This is a genomic window from Rhodococcus sp. Z6_132, assembly GCF_058133635.1.
The window spans coordinates 351777-371344 of record NZ_JBYUNP010000001.1 but is presented as its reverse complement, the minus strand read 5'-3'; the positions used below and the strand labels follow the sequence as shown (position 1 = coordinate 371344).

Sequence of the window (19568 nt, the reverse complement as noted above, 5' to 3'; positions counted from 1 at the left end):
TTTGCCGGGTGAACCTGCTTTCAGGAGCCGCACCATGACCAACCGCGCCACGACCGACCGCGCCCACGCTGATCAGGGCGAGTCCAAGGCCCAGCGTCGCCTCGCCGCCCAGGCCACCTGGACCGACGAGCGCTACCACCTCGCCGGCGGGATGCGCCGGCAGATCAACAAGGTCTTCCCGCACCACTGGTCGTTCCTGCTCGGCGAGATGGCGCTGTACAGCTTCATCATCTTGCTGCTGAGCGGGGTGTACCTGTCGTTCTTCTTCGACCCGTCGATGGCGGAGGTCACCTACGACGGGGTGTACGGCCCGCTGCGCGGGGTAGAGATGTCGCGGGCGTACGAGACCGCGCTGAACATCTCCTTCGACGTGCGTGGCGGGTTGTTCATGCGCCAGATCCACCACTGGGCGGCGCTGCTGTTCCTGGCCGCCATGGTGGTGCACCTGCTGCGGATCTTCTTCACCGGCGCGTTCCGCAAGCCTCGCGAGGCCAACTGGGTCATCGGGTCGCTGCTGCTGGTCCTGGGCATCGTGGAGGGCTTCGCCGGCTACTCCCTGCCCGACGACCTGCTCTCCGGCACGGGCCTGCGGATCGCCGGAGCCATCATGCTGTCCATCCCGGTGATCGGCACCTGGGTGCAGTGGCTGGTCTTCGACGGCGAGTTCCCCGGCACCATCATCATCGACCGCTTCTACATCGCGCACGTGCTGCTCATCCCGGGCATCCTGCTGGCCCTCATCGCCGCGCACCTGGCACTGGTCTGGTACCAGAAGCACACGCAGTTCCCCGGGGTCGGCGCCTCGGAGAAGAACGTGGTGGGGGTGCGCATCGTGCCGCTGTTCGCGCTGAGCGGCGGTGGGTGGTTCGGCATCGTGTTCGGCGTGCTCGCCGGCATGGGCGGCCTGCTGCAGATCAACCCGATCTGGAACCTGGGGCCCTACGACCCGTCACAGGTCTCCGCCGGCTCGCAGCCCGACTGGTACATGGGCTTCACCGACGGTGCGGCGCGCGTCTTCCCGCCGTGGGAGATCTACCTGGGCAGCTACACCATTCCGCAGCCGTTCTTCGTCGCGCTGCTGCTGGGCGTGGTCCTCGGGCTGATGTTCGCCTACCCGTGGATCGAGCGCCGGCTCGCCCATCCCGACAACCTGCCGCACAACCTGCTGCAGCGACCGCGGGACGCCCCTGTCCGCACCGCGCTGGGGGCGATGGCCGTGGCCTTCTACGTGGTGCTGCTGCTCTCCGGCGCCAACGACATCATCGCGCTGAAGTTCGACATGTCCATCAACGCGCTGATCTGGGCCGGCCGCATCGGGCTGCTCGTGGTGCCGCCGGTGGCCTACTGGATCACCTACCGCTACTGCGTGGGGCTGCAGCGCTCCGACCTGGAGGTGCTGCAGCATGGGGTGGAGACCGGCATCATCCGGCGGGACACCAACGGCGCGTTCGTGGAGGTGCACCAGCCGCTCGGCGAGGTGGACCGCTCCGGGCACCCGGTTCCGCTGGAGTACCAGGGAGCGCCGGTGCCCAAGCGGATGAACAAGCTGGGCATGGCCGGCGTGCCGGTGCCGGGCACCCTGTTCACGCCGGACCCCACCGACGAGCAGGACCAGGTGATGCACTCCGAGCGGGAGTCCCGTCGCGAGGAGCACGAGGAGCTGTCGGGCATCCCGGAGGCGGGCGGAGGGAGACCGTCCGAGCCCCGCGAGTGAGGCGGCACCGAGCCCCGCGAGTGATGCAGCACCGAGCCCCGCGAGTGATGCAGCACCGAGCCCCGCGAGCGATACAGCACCGAGCCCCGCGAGTAACCCCGGGGAGCTGCTGGTCCGGTCAGCGCCGCAGGTCGGCCGCCGGGAAGGGCGGCCGGGCGTCCAGCCGGACCGACGCGCGCCCAGCCAGGCGCCATGCTCGCGCGGTGAGGTCGCGGTCCTCGTCGGTCACCAGGTTGCCCATCACCCGCAGCGCCGCGGTCATCAGCGCGGTGGACCGCATGCCCACCGGTCCGGCGGCGGGCAGGAACCGCGGCAGGGTGAGCAGCCCGGCGAGCCGGCGGGCGATGGAGAACGCGGTGCCGTAGTGCCCGCGCAGCAGCGCCGGCCAGGCGAGGGAGAGGTCGACGGTGTCGCCGAGCAGGTCGGCGACCAGGCGGCCGGTCTCCAGCCCGTAGTCGATTCCCTCGCCGTTGAGCGGGTTGACGCAGCCGGCGGCGTCGCCGATCAGCGCCCAGTTGGCCCCGGCCACGTGGGACACCGCGCCGCCCATCGGCAGCAGCGCCGACGCCACGTGGCGCACCGGCCCCTCCAGCTCCCAGTCCACGCGCCGGGCCTCGGCGTAGAGCTCCACCAGGGCCCGCAGCCGCACGGCGGCGGGGCGCTTGGCGGTGGCCAGGGTGCCCACCCCGAGGTTCACCTCGCCGTTGCCCAGCGGGAACACCCAGCCGTAGCCGGAGAGCAGGTTGTGCTCGGCGTCGCGCAGCTCCAGGTGCGAGGAGATCCACTCGTCGTTGCTGCGCCCGGAGCGCACGTAGCTGCGGGCGGCCACGCCGTAGGCGGTCTCCTGGTGCCACTGCCGACCCAGCACGCGGCCCAGCGGCGAGCGGGCGCCGTCAGCGACGACCAGGCGCCGGCAGGACACCTCGTGGGTGGCCCCGTCGGCCAGCCGGAAGCACACTCCCGACACCCGCGACCCGTCCCGCACCACGTCCACCGCCCGCGCGCCCTGCAGCTCGGTGGCACCGTCGGCCACCGCCACGGCGCGGATCCGGTCGTCCAGCTCGGTGCGGGGCACCGCGGAGCCGTGGCTGGGCAGCGAGCCGCCGGGCCACGGCAGCAGCAGCTCCTGGCCGAAGCCGGCCGCCCGCAGCCCGCGGTTGGTGCCGTGCGCGGCCACCCACTCGCCCAGCCCCAGCCGGTCGAGCTCGGCGATGGCTCGTGGGGTGAGCCCGTCCCCGCACGTCTTGTCCCGCGGGAAGGTGGCGGCGTCGGCCAGCACCACCTCGGTGCCGGCCCGGGCAGCCCACGCGGCGGCGGCGGAGCCGGCGGGTCCGGCGCCGACCACCAGCACGTCGGTGGAGCGAGGAAGGGCTGCGGAATCTGGCATCGGACCAGTATCCTGCCCGCCCCCGACCAGGCGAGATGGGGCCTCCGCGACACGGAATGTGGTTTAGATCACCCCTACTGGCGTTCTGGGCGAATGCTCTGCGTACTGTGAGGTGCGTCATGTGGTGAGCGTCGCTTCTGCGGAGGCGACGGTTCGGTGGCACTGCCGAAAGGGGGCGGTTGGCGATGCTCGATCCCTACATCCCGCTCGTCGTCATGGCCGCGCTGGCAGCGGCCTTCGCGCTCTTCTCGGTGGCGGTGGCACCGTTCGTCGGGCCCCGCCGCTACAACCGGGCCAAGCTCGACTCCTACGAGTGCGGCATCGAGCCCTCGCCGCAGCCGGTGGCCGGCGGCGGGCGCATGCCGGTGGCCTACTACCTCACCGCGATGCTGTTCATCCTCTTCGACATCGAGATGGTCTTCCTCTACCCGTTCGCGGTGTCCGCCGATGCCATCGGGCTCTTCGGCGTGGTGGAGGTGGTCCTGTTCATCGGCACGGTGGGCATCGCCTACGCCTACGTGTGGCGCCGCGGCGGGCTGGACTGGAACTGACCGTGGCCGGACCTGAGAGTGGCGGAGGCAAGCATGGGACTTGAGGAGAAGCTGCCCAACGGGATCGTGCTGGCCAGCGTGGAGAAGCTGGTCAACTGGTCGCGCAAGAGCTCGGTGTGGCCGGCGACCTTCGGGCTGGCCTGCTGCGCCATCGAGATGATGACGGTGGGCGGCTCCCGCTACGACCTGGCCCGCTTCGGGATGGAGCGCTTCAGCGCCACCCCGCGCCAGGCCGACCTGATGATCGTGGCCGGCCGGGTCACCAACAAGATGGCCCCGGTCCTGCGCCAGATCTACGACCAGATGCCCGAGCCGCGCTGGGTGATCGCCATGGGCGTGTGTGCCTCCTCGGGCGGGATGTTCAACAACTACGCGGTGGTGCAGGGCGTGGACCACGTGGTTCCGGTGGACATCTACCTCCCGGGCTGTCCGCCGCGGCCGGAGATGCTCATCGACGCCATCCTCAAGCTGCACGCCACGATCATGGACGAGCCGCTGGGCCCCGTCCGCGCCGCCGAGCGGCTGGCCAGCGGCAGCAGCACCGAGATGGTGCCGTCCTCGGTTCGCTACGCCAAGGGCTACCGGGCCTCCGCCGAGCAGCCCACCCAGGGACAGCCGTGAGCACGCCCGGCCAGGGTGTTCCGGAGCCCACCGACGTCGCCGAGCACGGCGGCCTGGCCTCCTCCGGCCACAGCGGCGGCGCCGAGGAGGAGCGGCAGGAGCGCGGCGGACTGGTGGCCGGCGGCGCCAGGCAGGGCATGTTCGGCATCCGTGGGTCGGGGGACACCTCCGGCTACGGCGGCCTGCGGCTGCCCGCCTACAGCCCGGCGCCGGCGCAACGGCCCTACGGGGGCTGGTTCGACCAGGTCACCGACGACCTGCTGGCGGCGCTGGCGCAGCGCGGGCTGGACCAGGCGGTGCAGCAGGTGGTGGTCGACCGCGGCGAGATCACCTACTACCTGCGCCCGGACACGGTGCTCGAGGTGTGCCGGGTGCTGCGCGACGAGCCCGCCCTGCGGTTCGAGCTGTGCTCGTCGGTGTCCGGCGTGGACTACGGGTTCGACGGGGACCAGCCGGTGGACCAGCGGCTGCACGTGGTCTACCACCTGACGTCGATGACCTTCCGGCACCGGGTGCGCCTGGAGGTGGCCCTGGACGTGCCCGGCAGCGGGGGAATGAGCGAGCACCCGCACCTGCCCAGCGTGGTGCAGGTCTACCCCACCGCCGACTGGCAGGAGCGGGAGGTGTGGGACATGTTCGGCATCGTCTTCGACGGTCACCCCGGGCTCACCCGCATCCTCATGCCCGACGACTGGGCCGGGCACCCGCAGCGCAAGGACTACCCCCTGGGCGGGATCCCCGTGGAGTACAAGGGTGCGGAGATCCCCCCGCCCGAGCAGCGGAGGGCGTACTCATGAGCCGGGACACGAGCTCCGAGGCCGAGCGGGACACGAGCTCCGAGCGGGACACCAGTCCCGAGGCCGGGCGGGACATCACCCGGCCCGGCACCTCCGACACCGGCGGCGCGGACACCCGGCAGGCGGCGGAGGGCACCGTGCCCGACTCCGGCGGCGGCCAGTCCCGCGCGGACGGCTCGGCCACCAGCACCAGCTACGACACCCACACCACCACCGCCACCGACGAGGGTCCGCAGCCCAGCCCGGCGGGGGAGCGCCAGACCACCGAGGGCCGCGTCTACACCGTCACCGGCGCGGACTGGGACACCTTCACCGACGACCTGGCCGCCGACTCCGACATCGGCGCCGACGAGCGCATCGTCATCAACATGGGCCCCCAGCACCCGTCCACCCACGGCGTGCTGCGCCTGGTGCTGGAGCTGGAGGGCGAGACGGTCACCCAGCTGCGCTCGGTGATCGGCTACCTGCACACCGGCATCGAGAAGAACATCGAGGCCCGCACCTGGACGCAGGGCACCACCTTCGTCACCCGCATGGACTACCTGTCCCCGCTGTTCAACGAGACCGCGTACTGCCTCGCGGTGGAGAAGCTGCTGGGCATCGAGGTGCCCGAGCGGGCGCAGGCCGCGCGGGTGCTGCTGATGGAGCTCAACCGCGTCGCCTCGCACCTGGTGTACCTGGCCACCGGCGGCATGGAGCTGGGCTCGTCCACCGCGATGACCTTCGGCTTCCGCGAGCGGGAGACGGTGCTGCACCTGCTGGAGGAGCTCACCGGGCTGCGGATGAACCACGCCTTCGTCCGCCCCGGCGGCATCGCCCGCGACCTGCCCGCCGGCTTCGAGAAGAAGGTGGCGGAGTTCCTGGTGGAGATGCGGCGCCGGCTGCCCGAGTACGACACCCTGCTCACCGGCCAGCCGATCTGGCGCAACCGGCTGGAAGGGGTGGGCTACCTGCCGCTGGACGGCTGCCTGGCGCTGGGCGTCACCGGGCCGGTGCTGCGCTCGGCCGGCCTGGCCTGGGACCTGCGCAAGATCGAGCCCTACTGCGGCTACGACAGCTACGAGTTCGACGTCCCCACCGCCACCGAGGCCGACTGCTTCGCCCGCTACCGGCTGCGGGTGCAGGAGATGCGGGAGAGCCTCAAGCTGGTGGAGCAGGCCACCGACCGCCTCGCCGGGCTCGCCGGCCAGCCGGTGATGGTGGCCGATCGCAAGATCGCCTGGCCCGCGCAGCTGTCGGTGGGCAGCGACGGGCTGGGCAACTCCTTGGAGCACGTCCGCACGATCATGGGCCAGTCCATGGAGTCGCTGATCCACCACTTCAAGCTGGTCACCGAGGGCTTCCGGGTGCCGCCGGGGCAGGTCTACACCTCCATCGAGTCCCCGCGCGGCGAGCTGGGCGTGCACCTGGTCTCCGACGGGGGCACCCGGCCGCTGCGCGCCCACGTGCGCGACCCCAGCTTCGTGAACCTGCAGGCCATGCCCGCGATGAGCGAGGGTGGCCTGGTCGCCGACGTCATCGCCTCGGTGGCCTCGCTCGACCCGGTGATGGGAGGAGTGGACCGATGAGCCAGGCGCAGCGGCACGAGGCAGGGTTCCCCGGCGCACGGGATCCGGGCGCAGGGGATCCGGGCGCAGGGGATCCGGGCGCAGGGGATCCGGGCGCAGGGGATCCGGGTACCGGGGAGACCTTCGACGCGCTCACCCACGACCGGGCGCAGGAGATCATCGCCCGCTACCCGCAGGCCCGCTCGGCGCTGCTGCCGATGCTGCACCTGGTGCAGAGCGTGCAGGGCTGGGTCAGCCCCGACGGCATCGCCTTCTGCGCCGACCACCTCCACCTCACCCCCGCCGAGGTGCGCGCGGTGGCCACCTTCTACACGATGTACAAGCGGCGTCCGTGCGGCGAGCACCTGGTGAGCGTGTGCACCAACACCTTGTGCGCGGTGCTCGGCGGCGACCACATCTACCGGGCACTGCAGACCGAGCTGGGCCAGGACGGGGCGCTGCTGGGCCACGAGGAGACGGCCGGCGTGCCCGGTGCGCCCGGATCGATCACCCTGGAGCACGCCGAGTGCCTGGCCGCGTGCGACCTGGGCCCGGTGCTGCAGGTGAACTACGAGTACTTCGACAACCAGACGCCGCAGACCGCGCTGGAGCTGGTGCGGGCCCTGCGCAGCGGACAGCGCCCCGACCCGAGCCGGGGCGCCCCGCTGACCGACCTGCGCGACGCCGAGCTGCAGCTGGCCGGGTTCTTCACCAGCGACCCGGAGCTGCACGGACCGTCCGCCGCCCCGGAGACGCTGCGCGGCGTGGTGCAGGCCCAGGAGCACGGCTGGCAGGCCCCCGCCCTGCCGGAGAGCGTCCCACCGCTTCCCGTCCCGGAGAAGAAGTCATGACCGATCCGCTCACCCCGGTCCTCACCCGCCGCTGGTCCTCCCCGCGGTCGTGGACGCTGCAGACCTACGCCGAGCTGGAGGGCTACACCGCCCTGCGCACCGCGCTGGCCGCCGAGCCCGACCAGCTGATCGAGCTGGTCAAGGCCTCCGGGCTGCGCGGACGCGGCGGGGCGGGCTTCCCCACCGGGATGAAGTGGGGCTTCATCCCGCAGGCCGCGCCCGGCCAGCTCAGCGGGCCCGCGGCCAAGCCCAAGTACCTGGTGGTCAACGCGGACGAGGGCGAGCCGGGCACCTGCAAGGACATCCCGCTGATGATGGCCGACCCGCACTCGCTGATCGAGGGCGCCATCATCACCAGCTACGCCATCCGGGCCAGCTTCTGCGCCATCTACGTGCGCGGGGAGGCGCTGCACTGCATCCGGCGGCTGCAGCACGCCGTGAACGAGGCCCGGGCCGCCGGCTACCTGGGCACCGACATCCTGGGCTCGGGCTTCGACCTGGAGATCGTGGTGCACGCCGGCGCCGGTGCCTACATCTGCGGCGAGGAGACGGCGCTGCTGGACTCGCTGGAGGGCCGTCGCGGCCAGCCCCGCCTCAAGCCGCCCTTCCCCGCCACCTCCGGGCTCTACGCCAGCCCCACCGTGGTGAACAACGTGGAGACCATCGCCACCATCCCGTTCATCGTCAACGGCGGCAGCGACTGGTTCCGCAGCATGGGCCGGGAGAAGTCGCCGGGACCCAAGATCTTCTCGCTGTCCGGGCACGTGGAGCGACCCGGCCAGTACGAGGTGCCGATGGGCACCACGCTGCGCCAGCTGCTGGAGCTGGCCGGCGGGATGAAGGACGGGATCCCGCTGAAGTTCTGGACGCCGGGCGGCTCCTCCACCCCGCTGCTCACCGCCGAGCACCTGGACGTGCCGCTGGACTTCGAGGGCGCGGTGGAGGCGGGCACCATCCTGGGCACCACCGCGGTGCAGGTGTTCAACGAGACCGTCAGCGTGCCGTGGGCGGTGATGAAGTGGACCGAGTTCTACAAGCACGAGAGCTGCGGCAAGTGCACCCCGTGCCGGGAGGGCACCTACTGGCTGGAGCAGGTGCTGCACCGGATGGTGGCCGGCCGAGGCACCCCCGAGGACGTGGACACCCTGCTGGACGTGTGCGACAACATCCTCGGCCGCAGCTTCTGCGCGCTGGCCGACGGCGCCGTCAGCCCGATCACCAGCGGCATCAAGCACTTCCGGCAGGAGTTCCTCGACCTGTGTGCCGCCCAGCCCGGCGGTGGCCCGTCCCCAGACCCGCAGCTGGCAGGAGCCCTCCGATGACCGTTGCGCAGGACAAGCCCGCCGCCGAGCCGCCGCCGGTGCCCGAGGGGCACGTCCGCCTGGAGATCGACGGTGCGCAGGTCGACGCGCCCAAGGGCGAGCTGATCATCCGCACCTGCGAGCGTCTCGGCATCATCGTGCCGCGCTTCTGCGACCACCCGCTGCTCGATCCCGCGGGCGCCTGCCGGCAGTGCCTGGTGGAGGTGGAGATGGGCGGGCGGCCCATGCCCAAGCCGCAGGCCTCCTGCACCATGACCGTCGCCGACGGGATGGTGGTGCGCACCCAGCACAGCTCGGACGTGGCCAAGAAGGCCCAGGCCGGGATCATGGAGCTGCTGCTGATCAACCACCCGCTGGACTGCCCGGTCTGCGACAAGGGTGGGGAGTGCCCGCTGCAGAACCAGGCCATGGCCCACGGGCGCACCGAGTCCCGCTTCACCGAGACCAAGCGCACCTTCCCCAAGCCCGTCCCCATCTCCACCGAGGTGCTGCTGGACCGGGAGCGCTGCGTGCTCTGCCAGCGCTGCACCCGCTTCTCCGAGCAGATCGCCGGCGACCCGTTCATCGACCTGCTCGAGCGCGGCGCCCACCAGCAGATCGGCACGGCCAGCGGGCACCCCTTCCACAGCTACTTCTCCGGCAACACCATCCAGATCTGCCCGGTGGGTGCGCTCACCAGCGCCTCCTACCGGTTCCGCTCGCGGCCCTTCGACCTGATGTCCACGCCTGGGGTGTGCGAGCACTGCGCGTCCGGCTGCGCCCAGCGCACCGACTGGCGCCGCGGCACGGTGCAGCGCCGCCTGGCCGGGGCCGACCCGGAGGTGAACGAGGAGTGGACCTGCGACAAGGGCCGCTTCGGCTTCGGCTACCTCACCGACGACCAGCGCATCACCGCGCCGCTGGTGCGCGGCACTGACGGCGTGCTGCACGAGGCGTCCTGGACCGACGCCCTGCGCACCGCGGCCGAGGGGCTGCTGGCCGCCCGCGACTCCGGCGGGGTGGGCACCCTGGCCGGTGGACGGCTCACCACCGAGGACGCCTACGCCTACGCCAAGTTCGCCCGCCTGGCGCTGCACAGCAACGACGTGGACTTCCGCGCGCGCCGGCACTCCGCCGAGGAGCAGGACTTCCTGGCCGCGCACGTGGTTGGCAGCACGCCGGACACCGGCGGGGTCACCTACGCCGACCTCGAGCACGCCCCCGCGGTGCTGTGCGTGGCGCTCGACCCGGAGGAGGAGTCGCCCATCGTCTTCCTGCGGCTGCGCAAGGCCGTGCACCAGCACCAGGCCGTGGTGGCGCACCTGGGCTCCTGGGTCAGCCCCGCCGTGGCCAAGACCGGCGGCCGGCTGGTGCCCGCGGTGCCGGGCGGGGAGGTGGCGGCCCTGGAGCAGCTGGACACCGAGCTGGGCCAGAGCCTGTCCGCCGACGGCGCGGTGCTGCTGGTGGGCGAGCGGGCCGCCGAGGTGCCGGGCCTGCTGACGGCCGTGCTGGCCCTGGCCACCCGCACCGGTGCGCGACTGGCCTGGGTGCCCCGGCGCGCCGGGGAGCGGGGCGCGCTGGCGGCCGGGGCGCTGCCCACCCTGCTGCCCGGCGGCTTCGCGGTGACCGACCCCGCGGCCCGGGCGCACTGCGAGCAGGTCTGGCGGCTCGCCCCGGGCACCCTGCCCCCCGAGCCCGGCCGCGACACCAGCGCCATGTTGGCCGCGGCCGCTGCCGGTGAGCTGGCCGGGCTGGTGGTCGGCGGCGTGGAGCTGGCAGACCTGCCGGATCCCGCGCTGGCCCGCCGCGCCCTGGACGGTGCGCAGTTCGTGGTCAGCCTGGAGCTGCGCCACAGCGAGGCCACCGCCCGGGCGGACGTGGTGCTGCCGGTGGCGCCGGCGGTGCACAAGGCCGGCTCCTACCTCGACTGGGAGGGCCGCGAGCGCCCCTTCCAGACCACGGTGGACGGCAGCACCCTGCTGCCGGACTGCCGGGTGCTGGACACCCTCGCCGTGGAGATGGACGTGGACCTGTTCACCCAGACCCCCGCCGCCGCCGCCGGCGAACTGCGCCGGGTGGGCGCGGCGCACCACGACCAGGCTCCGCCGCCACCGCACGCGCCGAGCCGACCCGCGGCGCGGCCGGGAGTGGGCCAGGCGGTGCTGGCCACCTGGCGGCGGCTGCTGGACGACGCGGCCCTGCAGTCGAACGAGCCGGCGCTGGCCGGCACCCGGCGCCCGGCCCGTGCGGTGATGTCGCCCGCGACCGCGGCCGGCCTCGGCGCGCTGGCCGGTGACCTGGTGGCCCTGGCTGACGGCCACGGTGGCGCGACCCTGCCGGTCGAGCTGGCGGCGGTGGTCGACGGCGTGGTGTGGATACCGGGTGGCACCGGCCTGCGCTCCGGCCACGGTGACGTGGTGTCGGTGGCGGTCGCCCCGGTCGGGGAGCCGCACGAGGGGCTGGGGGCATGATCCGCGCGGAGGGCGGGCTGGTCACCCCGGGCACCGAGGTGCTGATGGACGACCCGATCTGGTTGGTGCTGGTCAAGGTCGTCGGCATCTTCGTCCTGCTGCTGCTCATGACGCTGCTGATGATCTGGTGGGAGCGCCGGATGATCGGGCGGATGCAGAACCGGTACGGGCCCAACCGCACCGGCAAGTTCGGGCTGCTGCAGTCGCTGGCCGACGGGCTCAAGCTGGCGTTCAAGGAGGACATCCGGCCGCTGCTGGCCGACAAGTGGGTCTACTTCCTGGCGCCGGTGATCTCCACCGTTCCCGCGTTCGTGGCCTTCTCGGTCATCCCGCTCGGCGGCGAGGTCTCGATCTTCGGCGAGCCCACCCTGCTGCAGGTCGCCGACCTGCCGGTGGGGGTGCTGGTGATCCTGGCTGCGTCCTCGGTCGGGGTGTACGGCATCGTGCTGGCCGGCTGGTCCTCCGGCTCGCCCTACCCGCTGCTGGGCGCGCTGCGCTCGGCGGCGCAGGTCATCTCCTACGAGATCGCGATGGGCCTGTCCATCGTGGCGGTGGTGCTCTACACCGGGTCGCTGTCCACCGCGGCCATCGTCGGCGCGCAGGCCGACCGCTGGTTCGTGGTGGTGCTGCTGGGCAGCTTCGCGGTGTACGTGGTCTCCATGATCGGGGAGACCAACCGGGCCCCGTTCGACCTGGCCGAGGCCGAGAGCGAGCTGGTCGGCGGCTTCCACACCGAGTACTCGTCGCTGAAGTTCGCGCTGTTCTTCCTGTCCGAGTACGTCAACATGGTCACCGTCTCGGCGCTGGCCACCACCATGTTCCTGGGCGGCTGGCGGGCACCGTGGCCGCTGTCGGCGGTGGGCGACGGGGTGCTCAACACCGGCTGGTGGCCGCTGCTGTGGTTCCTGGTCAAGACCATCGGCTTCCTGTTCCTGTTCATCTGGCTGCGCGGTGCCCTGCCCCGCTTCCGCTACGACCAGTTCATGGCGCTGGGCTGGAAGGTGCTCGTGCCGTTCAGCCTGCTGTGGATCGTCGCGGTGGCCACGGTGCGGGCCCTGCAGCGCAGCGAGGACGTCTCCGCCACCACGATCCTGGTCATCGGCGGCGTGGTGCTGGTGATCCTGCTGGCCGTGGCCTTCCTGGTGCCCGACCGCTCGGTGCCCGACGACGACGGGCAGCCGCCGGTGGTCGGGTCGTTCCCGGTGCCGCCGCTGGACCTGGTGGTCCCGCCGCACCCGGGGATCGCGCGGGCCGAGCAGACGGCCGTCAGCGGCCCGGCCGCCGACGTGCCGGCCCAGCCCGGGGCGCTGCGGGCGAAGCGCCGCGGCCGGGTCTCCGCCCGCTCCGACCAGCCCGACCCCGATCCCGCCCCGTCCGGCACCAGCAGGGAGGACCGCCATGGGTCTGCTTGACCCGGTGAGGGGCTTCGGCCTCACCTTCGCGACGATGTTCACCAAGGCCGCCACCGAGCAGTACCCGGAGGAGGTGAAGATCCCCGCCAAGGGCTACCACGGCCGCCACCAGCTCAACCGGCACCCGGACGGGCTGGAGAAGTGCGTGGGCTGCGAGCTGTGCGCCTGGGCCTGCCCGGCCGACGCCATCTTCGTGGAGGGTGCGGACAACACCGACGCGGTCCGCTACTCGCCCGGGGAGCGCTACGGCGCGGACTACCAGATCAACTACCTGCGCTGCATCGGCTGCGGGTTGTGCGTGGAGGCGTGCCCCACCCGGGCGCTGACCATGACCCCGGTGTACGAGCTGGCCGAGAACAACCGGCAGGCGCTGATCTACACCAAGGAGGACCTGCTGGCGCCGCTGCTGGCCGGCATGGAGCAACCCCCGCACCCCATGCGGCTGGGCGAGGACGAGCAGGACTACTACGTCAACGGCCCTCGCCTGGCCCGGGAGCCCGCCGAGGGTGAGCCGACCGTGCGCGGCCCCGGGACGGGGCGGGCGTGATGGGCGGCACCGCCATGACCACCACCCTGCTGGCCCAGGGCGCCAGCGGGGTGAGCACCGGCGAGGCGGTGGTGTTCTGGATCCTCGGCCCGCTCGCCCTGGCCGGTGGGCTGGGCATGGTGCTGGCCCGCAACGCGGTGCACTCGGCGCTGTTCCTGGCCATGAGCATGCTCAGCCTCGGGGTGCTCTACCTGGTGCAGCAGGCCCCGTTCCTGGGCTTCGTGCAGATCATCGTCTACACCGGCGCCATCATGATGCTGTTCCTGTTCGTGCTCATGCTGGTGGGCCGCGACGCCTCGGACTCGGTGGTGGAGGTGCTGCGCGGGCACCGGCTGGCCGGCATCGGCCTGGGGCTGGGCTTCGCGGTGCTGGTGGTCGCGGCGCTGGCCCGCGCCCTCACCGACGTGCACGCCACCGGGCTGACGGCCGCCAACGACGCTGACGGCGGCAACGTCGGGCAGATCGGCCGGCTGCTGTTCACCGACTACCTGTTCCCCTTCGAGCTCACGTCCGCGCTGCTGATCACCGCCGCCCTGGGCGCGATGGTGCTCGCCTACGTCGGCAGGGGCGCGCAGGACAAGTCCAGCCAGCGCGAGCGGGTGGTGGCTCGGCTGCGCGGCGACCGCATCTCCCCGCTGCCCGGGCCTGGGGTGTTCGCCACCACCAGCTCCGTGGCCACCCCCGCCCTGCTGCCGGACGGCTCGGTCGCCCCGGAGTCGATCTCGGCGATCATCGAGGCCACTGCCACCGAGCGGCTCACCCGGGACCTCGCCCAGGTCCGCAGCCGCCACGACAGCCGCGACCCGCACCAGCTCACCGGCGACGGCACGCGGGAGGAGGAGCAGTGACCCCGGCCTACTACCTGCTGCTGTCGGCGCTGCTGTTCGCGGTCGGCGCCGTCGGGGTGCTGGTGCGCCGCAACGCCATCGTGGTGTTCATGTGCATCGAGCTGATGCTCAACGCGGTGAACCTGACGCTGGTCACCTTCGCCCGCATCAACGGCAACCTCTCCGGCCAGCTCATGGCGTTCTTCGTCATGGTGGTGGCTGCCGCCGAGGTGGTCGTCGGGCTCGCGATCATCATGGCGATGTTCCGCTCACGCCGCTCGGCCTCGGTCGACGACGCCAGCTTGCTGAAGTACTGACGGGGGCGGGGACGGATGAACGGGACACACGCAGCGGTGGACGCGCTGGGCACCCTGGCCGCGGAGCTGCCGGCGACCGCCTCCACCCAGGCCAGCGGGCTGCAGTCGGCGGCGTGGCTGCTGGTGGCGCTGCCCGCGCTGGGTGCGGTGGTGCTGCTGCTCGGGGGGCGCCGCACCGACCGCTGGGGCCACTGGCTGGGGTGCGCCACCGTGCTCGCCGCGCTCGGCTACGGCGCGGCGCTGTTCGCCGAGCGGGACGCCGGCTCACCGGTCACCGACGTCACCCTCTTCGACTGGATGAGCGTCGGCTCCTACCAGCTGAGCTTCGGGATGCGGATCGACCCGCTCTCGCTGACCTTCGTGCTGCTGATCACCGGCGTCGGCTTCCTCATCCACCTGTACTCGGTGGGCTACCTGGACCACGACCCCGGCCGGCGCCGGTTCTTCGCCTACCTCAACCTGTTCATCGCCGCCATGGTGGTGCTGGTGCTGGCGGACAACCTGGTGGTGCTCTACCTGGGCTGGGAGGGCGTGGGCGTCGCCTCCTACCTGCTCATCGGCTACTACCAGGACCGCCCGTCCGCGGCCACGGCCGCCAAGAAGGCCTTCCTGATGAACCGGGTGGGCGACGTCGGGCTGGCGCTGGCCATCTTCCTGCTCTGGACCAACCTGGGCACGGTCAGCTACGCCGGCATCTTCGCCGAGACCGGTGGCATCGCCGACCTCGCCGCCCGCAGCCCCGGCACGGTGGTGGCCATCTGCCTGCTGCTGCTGCTGGGCGCCTGCGGCAAGTCCGGGCAGTTCCCGCTGCAGTCCTGGCTGCCCGACGCCATGGAGGGCCCCACGCCGGTGTCGGCGCTCATCCACGCCGCCACCATGGTCACCGCCGGGGTGTACCTCATCGCCCGGTGCAACCCGATCTTCGACCAGAGCAGCTCGGCCCGGCTGGTGGTGATGATCATCGGCGCGGTCACCATCACCATCGGCTGCATCGCCGGCTGCGCCCACGACGACCTGAAGAAGGTGCTGGCCTACTCCACCGTGAGCCAGATCGGCTACATGATCCTGGCGGTCGGGCTGGGCACCGCGGGCTACGCGCTGGCCATCGCGCACCTGCTGGCGCACGGCTTCTTCAAGGCCGGCCTCTTCCTCGGTGCCGGGTCCGTCATGCACGCCATGCACGACGAGACCGACATGCGCCGCTTCGGCGGGCTGTGGCGGCAGATGCCCGTCACCTTCGCCACCTTCGGGCTCGGGTACCTGGCCATCATCGGCTTCCCGTTCCTGTCCGGGTACTTCACCAAGGACGCCATCATCGAGGCCTCGTTCGCGCAGAGCGGGTGGCAGGGCTGGGTGTTCGGGCTGGTCACCGTCCTGGGTGCCTTCCTCACCGCCTTCTACATGACCCGCCTGATGCTGATGACCTTCTTCGGCGAGGCCCGCTGGGCGCAGCTGCGCACCGCCGCGGGCGACCAGCTGCGCCCGCACGAGCCCGGCTGGGTGATGACGGTGCCGATGGTGCTGCTGGCCGTCGGGTCGGTGGGGGCGGGCTACGTGCTCGTGCACGGCGAGCGGCTGGCCGGCTTCCTCACCCCGTCGCTGGGCGAGCTGGTCGAGCACCACGAGGACGCGCCGCTGTCGGCCGGGGCCATCGTCACGCTGACGCTGCTGCTCTCGGCCGCCGGTGCGCTGCTGGGCTGGCTGGCGGTGGGGCGCCGGCCGGTGCCGCTGGAGCGCCCCACCCGGGTGTCGGCCCCGGTCGCCGCCGCCCGCGCGGGGCTCTACGCCGACGCCGTCAACGAGGCGCTCATCGCCCGGCCGGGCACCTGGCTCACCCGGGCGCTGGTGTTCGTGGACAACCGTGGGGTGGACGGGGTGGTCACCGGCGGGGCCGCGCTGCTGGGCGGGTCGTCCTCCCGCACCCGGCGGCTGCAGACCGGGTTTGTCCGTAGCTACGCACTGGGGATGCTGGGAGGAACGGTGGTCATCGTCGCCGCACTGCTGATGGTGAGCAGCACATGAGCTCCTCGGCCCTGCTCCTGGCCCTGCTGCTCCTGCCGCTGGCCGGCGCCGCCCTGGTGCTCACCCTGGGCCGCACCGTGGGCGACGCCCCGGCCAAGGTCGCCGCGCTGGGCACCGCGCTCGTGGAGCTGGCGCTGGTGGCGGTGGTCTGGGCGGGCTACTCCACCACCGAGGCCGCGAACGGCTCGCGGCTGCAGATGGCGCTGTCGGCCGACTGGATCCCCGCCTTCGGCGTGCACTTCGCCCTCGGCCTGGACGGCATCGCGCTGGTGCTGGTGGCCCTGGTCGGCGTGCTGGTCCCGGTGGTGCTGCTGGGGTCGTGGAAGCACGGCACCACCGAGGGTGAGCTGCCCGCGGGCAGCCGCTTCGCCGGCTACTTCGCCACGCTGCTGGTGCTGGAGACGTTCATGATGGGCGTCTTCCTGGCCACCGACGTCTTCCTGTTCTACGTGTTCTTCGAGGGAATGCTCGTGCCGATGTACTTCCTCATCGGGCGGTGGGGCGGGCCGCGCCGGCAGTTCGCGGCGATGAAGTTCTTCCTGTACTCCCTCTTCGGCGGCCTGGTGATGCTGGCCGCGCTGATCGGGCTGTACGTCGAGTCGTCCAAGATCCTGGGCACCGGCACCTTCGACTGGCGCGAGCTGGTGGCGGTGGCGCCACAGATCCCGCACAGCACCCAGGTGTGGCTGTTCCTCGGCTTCTTCCTCGCCTTCGCGATCAAGGCGCCGCTGGTGCCGCTGCACACCTGGCTGCCTGACGCCGGCGCGGAGGCCCCCATCGGCTCGGCCGTGCTGCTGGTGGGCGTGCTGGACAAGGTGGGCACCTTCGGCTTCCTGCGCTACTGCCTGCCGCTGTTCCCCTCCGCCAGCCGCAGCCTGGCCTGGCTGGTGCTGGTGATGGCGGTGCTGGGCGTGCTCTACGGGGCCCTGGTCGCGGTGGGCCAGACCGACCTCAAGCGCTGGGTGGCCTACACCTCGGTCGCGCACTTCGGCTTCATCGCCCTCGGGGTGTTCGCCTTCACCCAGCAGTCGGCCACCGGCGCCGTGCTCTACATGGTCAACCACGGGGTGGCCACCGGCCTGCTGTTCCTGGTGGTGGGCATGGTGATCGCTCGTGGCGGGTCGCGGCGGATCAGCGACTACCGGGGCATGGCGCGTGCCACCCCGGTGCTGGCCGGGCTGTTCCTGCTGGCGGCGCTGTGCGCGCTGGCGCTGCCGGGGACCAGCTCGTTCGTGTCGGAGTTCCTGGTGCTGCTGGGCTCCTACCCCACGCAGCCGGTGTACACGATCCTGGCCACCGTGGGCATCATCCTCGCCGCGCTGTACTCGCTGTGGGTCTACCAGCGGGTGATGCAGGGGCCCGAGGGCGGTGCCGGGGTGGAGGCCGCCCGGGCCAAGGGGCGGCTGCGTGACGTCACCGGGCTGGAGGTCACCGCGGTGGCCCCGCTGGTGGCGCTGATCCTGCTGCTCGGCTTCTACCCCAAGCCGGTGCTCGACGTCATCACCCCGTCGGTGAGCGCCACGCTCACCGAGCTGGGCGTGGCGCCCGAGGCCGTCACCGTGCCCGCCCAGGGAGGCCAGCGCTGATGTCCGTGCTCATCCAGAACCTTCCCGTGCTCGTCCAGGACGTCCCGCTCACCCAGCACGTGCTGGCCCAGGAGACCGTGCAGGCGCCGTCGGTGGACTACGCGGCGATCAGCCCGCTGCTGGTGCTGCTGGCGGCGGCCTGCCTGGGGGTGCTGGTGGAGGCCTTCGTGCCCCGCAGCTCCCGCTGGGCGGCGCAGGTCGGACTCTCCCTGGCCGCCCTGGTCACGGCCGGGGTGGCGCTGGCGCTGCACGCCTCCGCCAGCGGCCGCACCGACGTGCAGACGCTGGCGGGCACGCTGACGGTGGACCGTCCCGCGCTGTTCCTGTGGGGAAGCCTGCTGGTGCTGGCCGCCGCGGCGGTGCTGCTCATCGCCGACCGCTCGGTGGAGCCCGGCGGGGCCTTCCTCTCCGACGTCACCGCCGGCACCGTCCAGTCGCGGCAGGAGGCCGGCGCCCGGTCCACCCACACCGAGGTCTTCCCGCTCACCCTGTTCTCCCTGGCCGGGATGATGGCCTTCGTCGCCGCCAACGACCTGCTCACCATGTTCGTGGCCCTGGAGGTGCTCTCGCTGCCGCTGTACCTGCTGTGCGGGCTGGCCCGGCGCCGGCAGCTGCTCTCCCAGGAGGCGGCGCTGAAGTACTTCCTGCTCGGCGCGTTCGCGTCCGCGATCTTCCTGTACGGCCTGGCCCTGCTCTACGGCTACGCCGGCTCGGTGCGCCTGGCCGACATCGCCACGGCCGCCTCGGGCACCGACCGCTCCGACATCCTGCTGTTCGCGGGGCTGGCCATGCTGCTGGTGGGGCTGTGCTTCAAGGCCAGCATCGGCCCGTTCCACACCTGGACCCCGGACGTCTACCAGGGCGCCCCCACCCCGGTGACCGCGCTGATGGCGGCCTGCACCAAGGTGGCCGCCTTCGGGGCGCTGCTGCGGGTGCTGCACGTGGGCTTCGCCGGGGTGCAGTGGGACTGGCGGCCGGTGATGTGGGCGGTGGCCATCATCTCCATGGTGATCGGCACCATCATCGGCATCACCCAGACCGACATGAAGCGGCTGATCGCCTACTCCTCGGTGGCCCACGCCGGCTTCATCCTCGTGGGCACCATCGCCATCACCCCGGACGGGCTGTCCGCCACCCTGTTCTACCTGCTGGTCTACGGGCTCACCGTGATCGCGGCCCTCGGGGTGGTGACGCTGGTGCGGGACTCCCGGGGAGAGGCCGCGCACCTGTCGCAGTGGAGCGGGCTGGGCCGGCGCTCGCCGCTGGTGGCGGGGATCTTCGCGTTCCTCATGCTCTCGCTGGCGGGCATCCCGCTCACCGGCGGGTTCATCGCCAAGTTCGGGGTGTTCTCCGCCGGCCTGCAGGACGGGATGGCCCCGCTGGTGGTCGTGGGCGTGCTGATGAGCGCCGTGGCGGCCTTCTTCTACCTCCGCGTGATCGTGCTGATGTTCTTCAGCGAACCCGCCGTGGACGGGCCGACCGTCACGGTGCCGGGGGTATTTACTACCGTTGCCGTTGGTATCGGGTTCCTCGGCACCCTCGTCCTGGGGGTTGTCCCTGGGCCGGTGCTTGACCTGTCGGCTGTTCAGTCGTTCATGAGCAGCCTCCCGTCCTGAG

At 72.1% G+C, this 19568-nt stretch carries 15 protein-coding genes and 1 pseudogene; 15 read left to right on the top strand and 1 reads right to left on the bottom strand.

Features of this window, described 5'->3' with window-relative positions; genetic code table 11:
• The first annotated feature begins 34 nt into the window (after positions 1-34).
• Positions 35-1714 (top strand): cytochrome bc1 complex cytochrome b subunit, encoded by a 1680-nt coding sequence (gene qcrB / locus AC3YO9_RS01670; RefSeq protein ID WP_489981918.1) that lies wholly within the window; start codon positions 35-37, stop codon positions 1712-1714.
• A gap of 118 nt (positions 1715-1832) precedes the next feature.
• On the opposite strand, the gene AC3YO9_RS01665 is transcribed toward qcrB, so the two are convergent.
• Complete coding sequence (locus tag AC3YO9_RS01665) at positions 1833-3101, bottom strand: geranylgeranyl reductase family protein (protein ID WP_489981917.1); 1269 nt, start codon at positions 3099-3101, stop codon at positions 1833-1835.
• A gap of 185 nt (positions 3102-3286) precedes the next feature.
• On the opposite strand from AC3YO9_RS01665, the gene AC3YO9_RS01660 reads away from it, so the two are divergent.
• The 14 genes and pseudogenes from AC3YO9_RS01660 to nuoN all read left to right on the top strand — a co-directional run bounded on the left by AC3YO9_RS01660 (position 3287) and on the right by nuoN (position 19567).
• Positions 3287-3652, top strand: coding sequence for an NADH-quinone oxidoreductase subunit A (locus AC3YO9_RS01660; protein ID WP_127784035.1), 366 nt, complete (start codon positions 3287-3289; stop codon positions 3650-3652).
• A 33-nt stretch (positions 3653-3685) separates the two neighbouring features.
• The gene (locus AC3YO9_RS01655) at positions 3686-4273 is read left to right on the top strand and encodes a NuoB/complex I 20 kDa subunit family protein (RefSeq protein ID WP_489981916.1); all 588 of its coding nucleotides are present in this window, start codon (positions 3686-3688) and stop codon (positions 4271-4273) included.
• Entirely contained in the window at positions 4270-5070 is an 801-nt protein-coding gene (locus tag AC3YO9_RS01650; RefSeq protein ID WP_489981915.1) for an NADH-quinone oxidoreductase subunit C, read from the top strand. Before AC3YO9_RS01655 ends, AC3YO9_RS01650 begins: the two co-directional genes overlap by 4 nt.
• Positions 5067-6638, top strand: a complete 1572-nt coding sequence (locus AC3YO9_RS01645) for an NADH-quinone oxidoreductase subunit D (RefSeq protein ID WP_489981914.1) — start codon at positions 5067-5069, stop codon at positions 6636-6638. Before AC3YO9_RS01650 ends, AC3YO9_RS01645 begins: the two co-directional genes overlap by 4 nt.
• Positions 6635-7468: an NADH-quinone oxidoreductase subunit NuoE gene (nuoE, locus tag AC3YO9_RS01640; protein WP_489981913.1), complete on the top strand. Its 834-nt coding sequence runs from the start codon at positions 6635-6637 to the stop codon at positions 7466-7468. Before AC3YO9_RS01645 ends, nuoE begins: the two co-directional genes overlap by 4 nt.
• Positions 7465-8790, top strand: a complete 1326-nt coding sequence (nuoF, locus tag AC3YO9_RS01635) for an NADH-quinone oxidoreductase subunit NuoF (RefSeq protein ID WP_489981912.1) — start codon at positions 7465-7467, stop codon at positions 8788-8790. The genes nuoE and nuoF overlap by 4 nt, the downstream gene beginning before the upstream one ends.
• Positions 8787-11240, top strand: coding sequence for an NADH-quinone oxidoreductase subunit G (locus tag AC3YO9_RS01630; RefSeq protein WP_489981911.1), 2454 nt, complete (start codon positions 8787-8789; stop codon positions 11238-11240). Before nuoF ends, AC3YO9_RS01630 begins: the two co-directional genes overlap by 4 nt.
• A gap of 17 nt (positions 11241-11257) precedes the next feature.
• A pseudogene (nuoH, locus tag AC3YO9_RS01625) lies at positions 11258-12529 on the top strand (NADH-quinone oxidoreductase subunit NuoH); the annotation flags it as partial.
• 109 nt (positions 12530-12638) lie between these two features.
• Positions 12639-13199 (top strand): NADH-quinone oxidoreductase subunit NuoI, encoded by a 561-nt coding sequence (nuoI, locus tag AC3YO9_RS01620; protein WP_127784027.1) that lies wholly within the window; start codon positions 12639-12641, stop codon positions 13197-13199.
• Positions 13199-14047 (top strand): NADH-quinone oxidoreductase subunit J, encoded by an 849-nt coding sequence (locus tag AC3YO9_RS01615; protein WP_241249088.1) that lies wholly within the window; start codon positions 13199-13201, stop codon positions 14045-14047. The genes nuoI and AC3YO9_RS01615 overlap by 1 nt, the downstream gene beginning before the upstream one ends.
• Positions 14044-14343 carry an NADH-quinone oxidoreductase subunit NuoK gene (gene nuoK / locus AC3YO9_RS01610; RefSeq protein ID WP_127784026.1) on the top strand — a complete coding sequence of 100 codons (300 nt, stop codon included), beginning with the start codon at positions 14044-14046 and terminating at the stop codon, positions 14341-14343. The genes AC3YO9_RS01615 and nuoK overlap by 4 nt, the downstream gene beginning before the upstream one ends.
• Positions 14344-14358: 15 nt before the next feature.
• The gene (gene nuoL, locus AC3YO9_RS01605) at positions 14359-16365 is read left to right on the top strand and encodes an NADH-quinone oxidoreductase subunit L (RefSeq protein WP_489981910.1); all 2007 of its coding nucleotides are present in this window, start codon (positions 14359-14361) and stop codon (positions 16363-16365) included.
• Positions 16362-17951: an NADH-quinone oxidoreductase subunit M gene (locus AC3YO9_RS01600; RefSeq protein WP_489981909.1), complete on the top strand. Its 1590-nt coding sequence runs from the start codon at positions 16362-16364 to the stop codon at positions 17949-17951. Before nuoL ends, AC3YO9_RS01600 begins: the two co-directional genes overlap by 4 nt.
• Complete coding sequence (nuoN, locus tag AC3YO9_RS01595; protein WP_489981908.1) at positions 17951-19567, top strand: NADH-quinone oxidoreductase subunit NuoN; 1617 nt, start codon at positions 17951-17953, stop codon at positions 19565-19567. The genes AC3YO9_RS01600 and nuoN overlap by 1 nt, the downstream gene beginning before the upstream one ends.
• Position 19568: the final 1 nt, after the last annotated feature.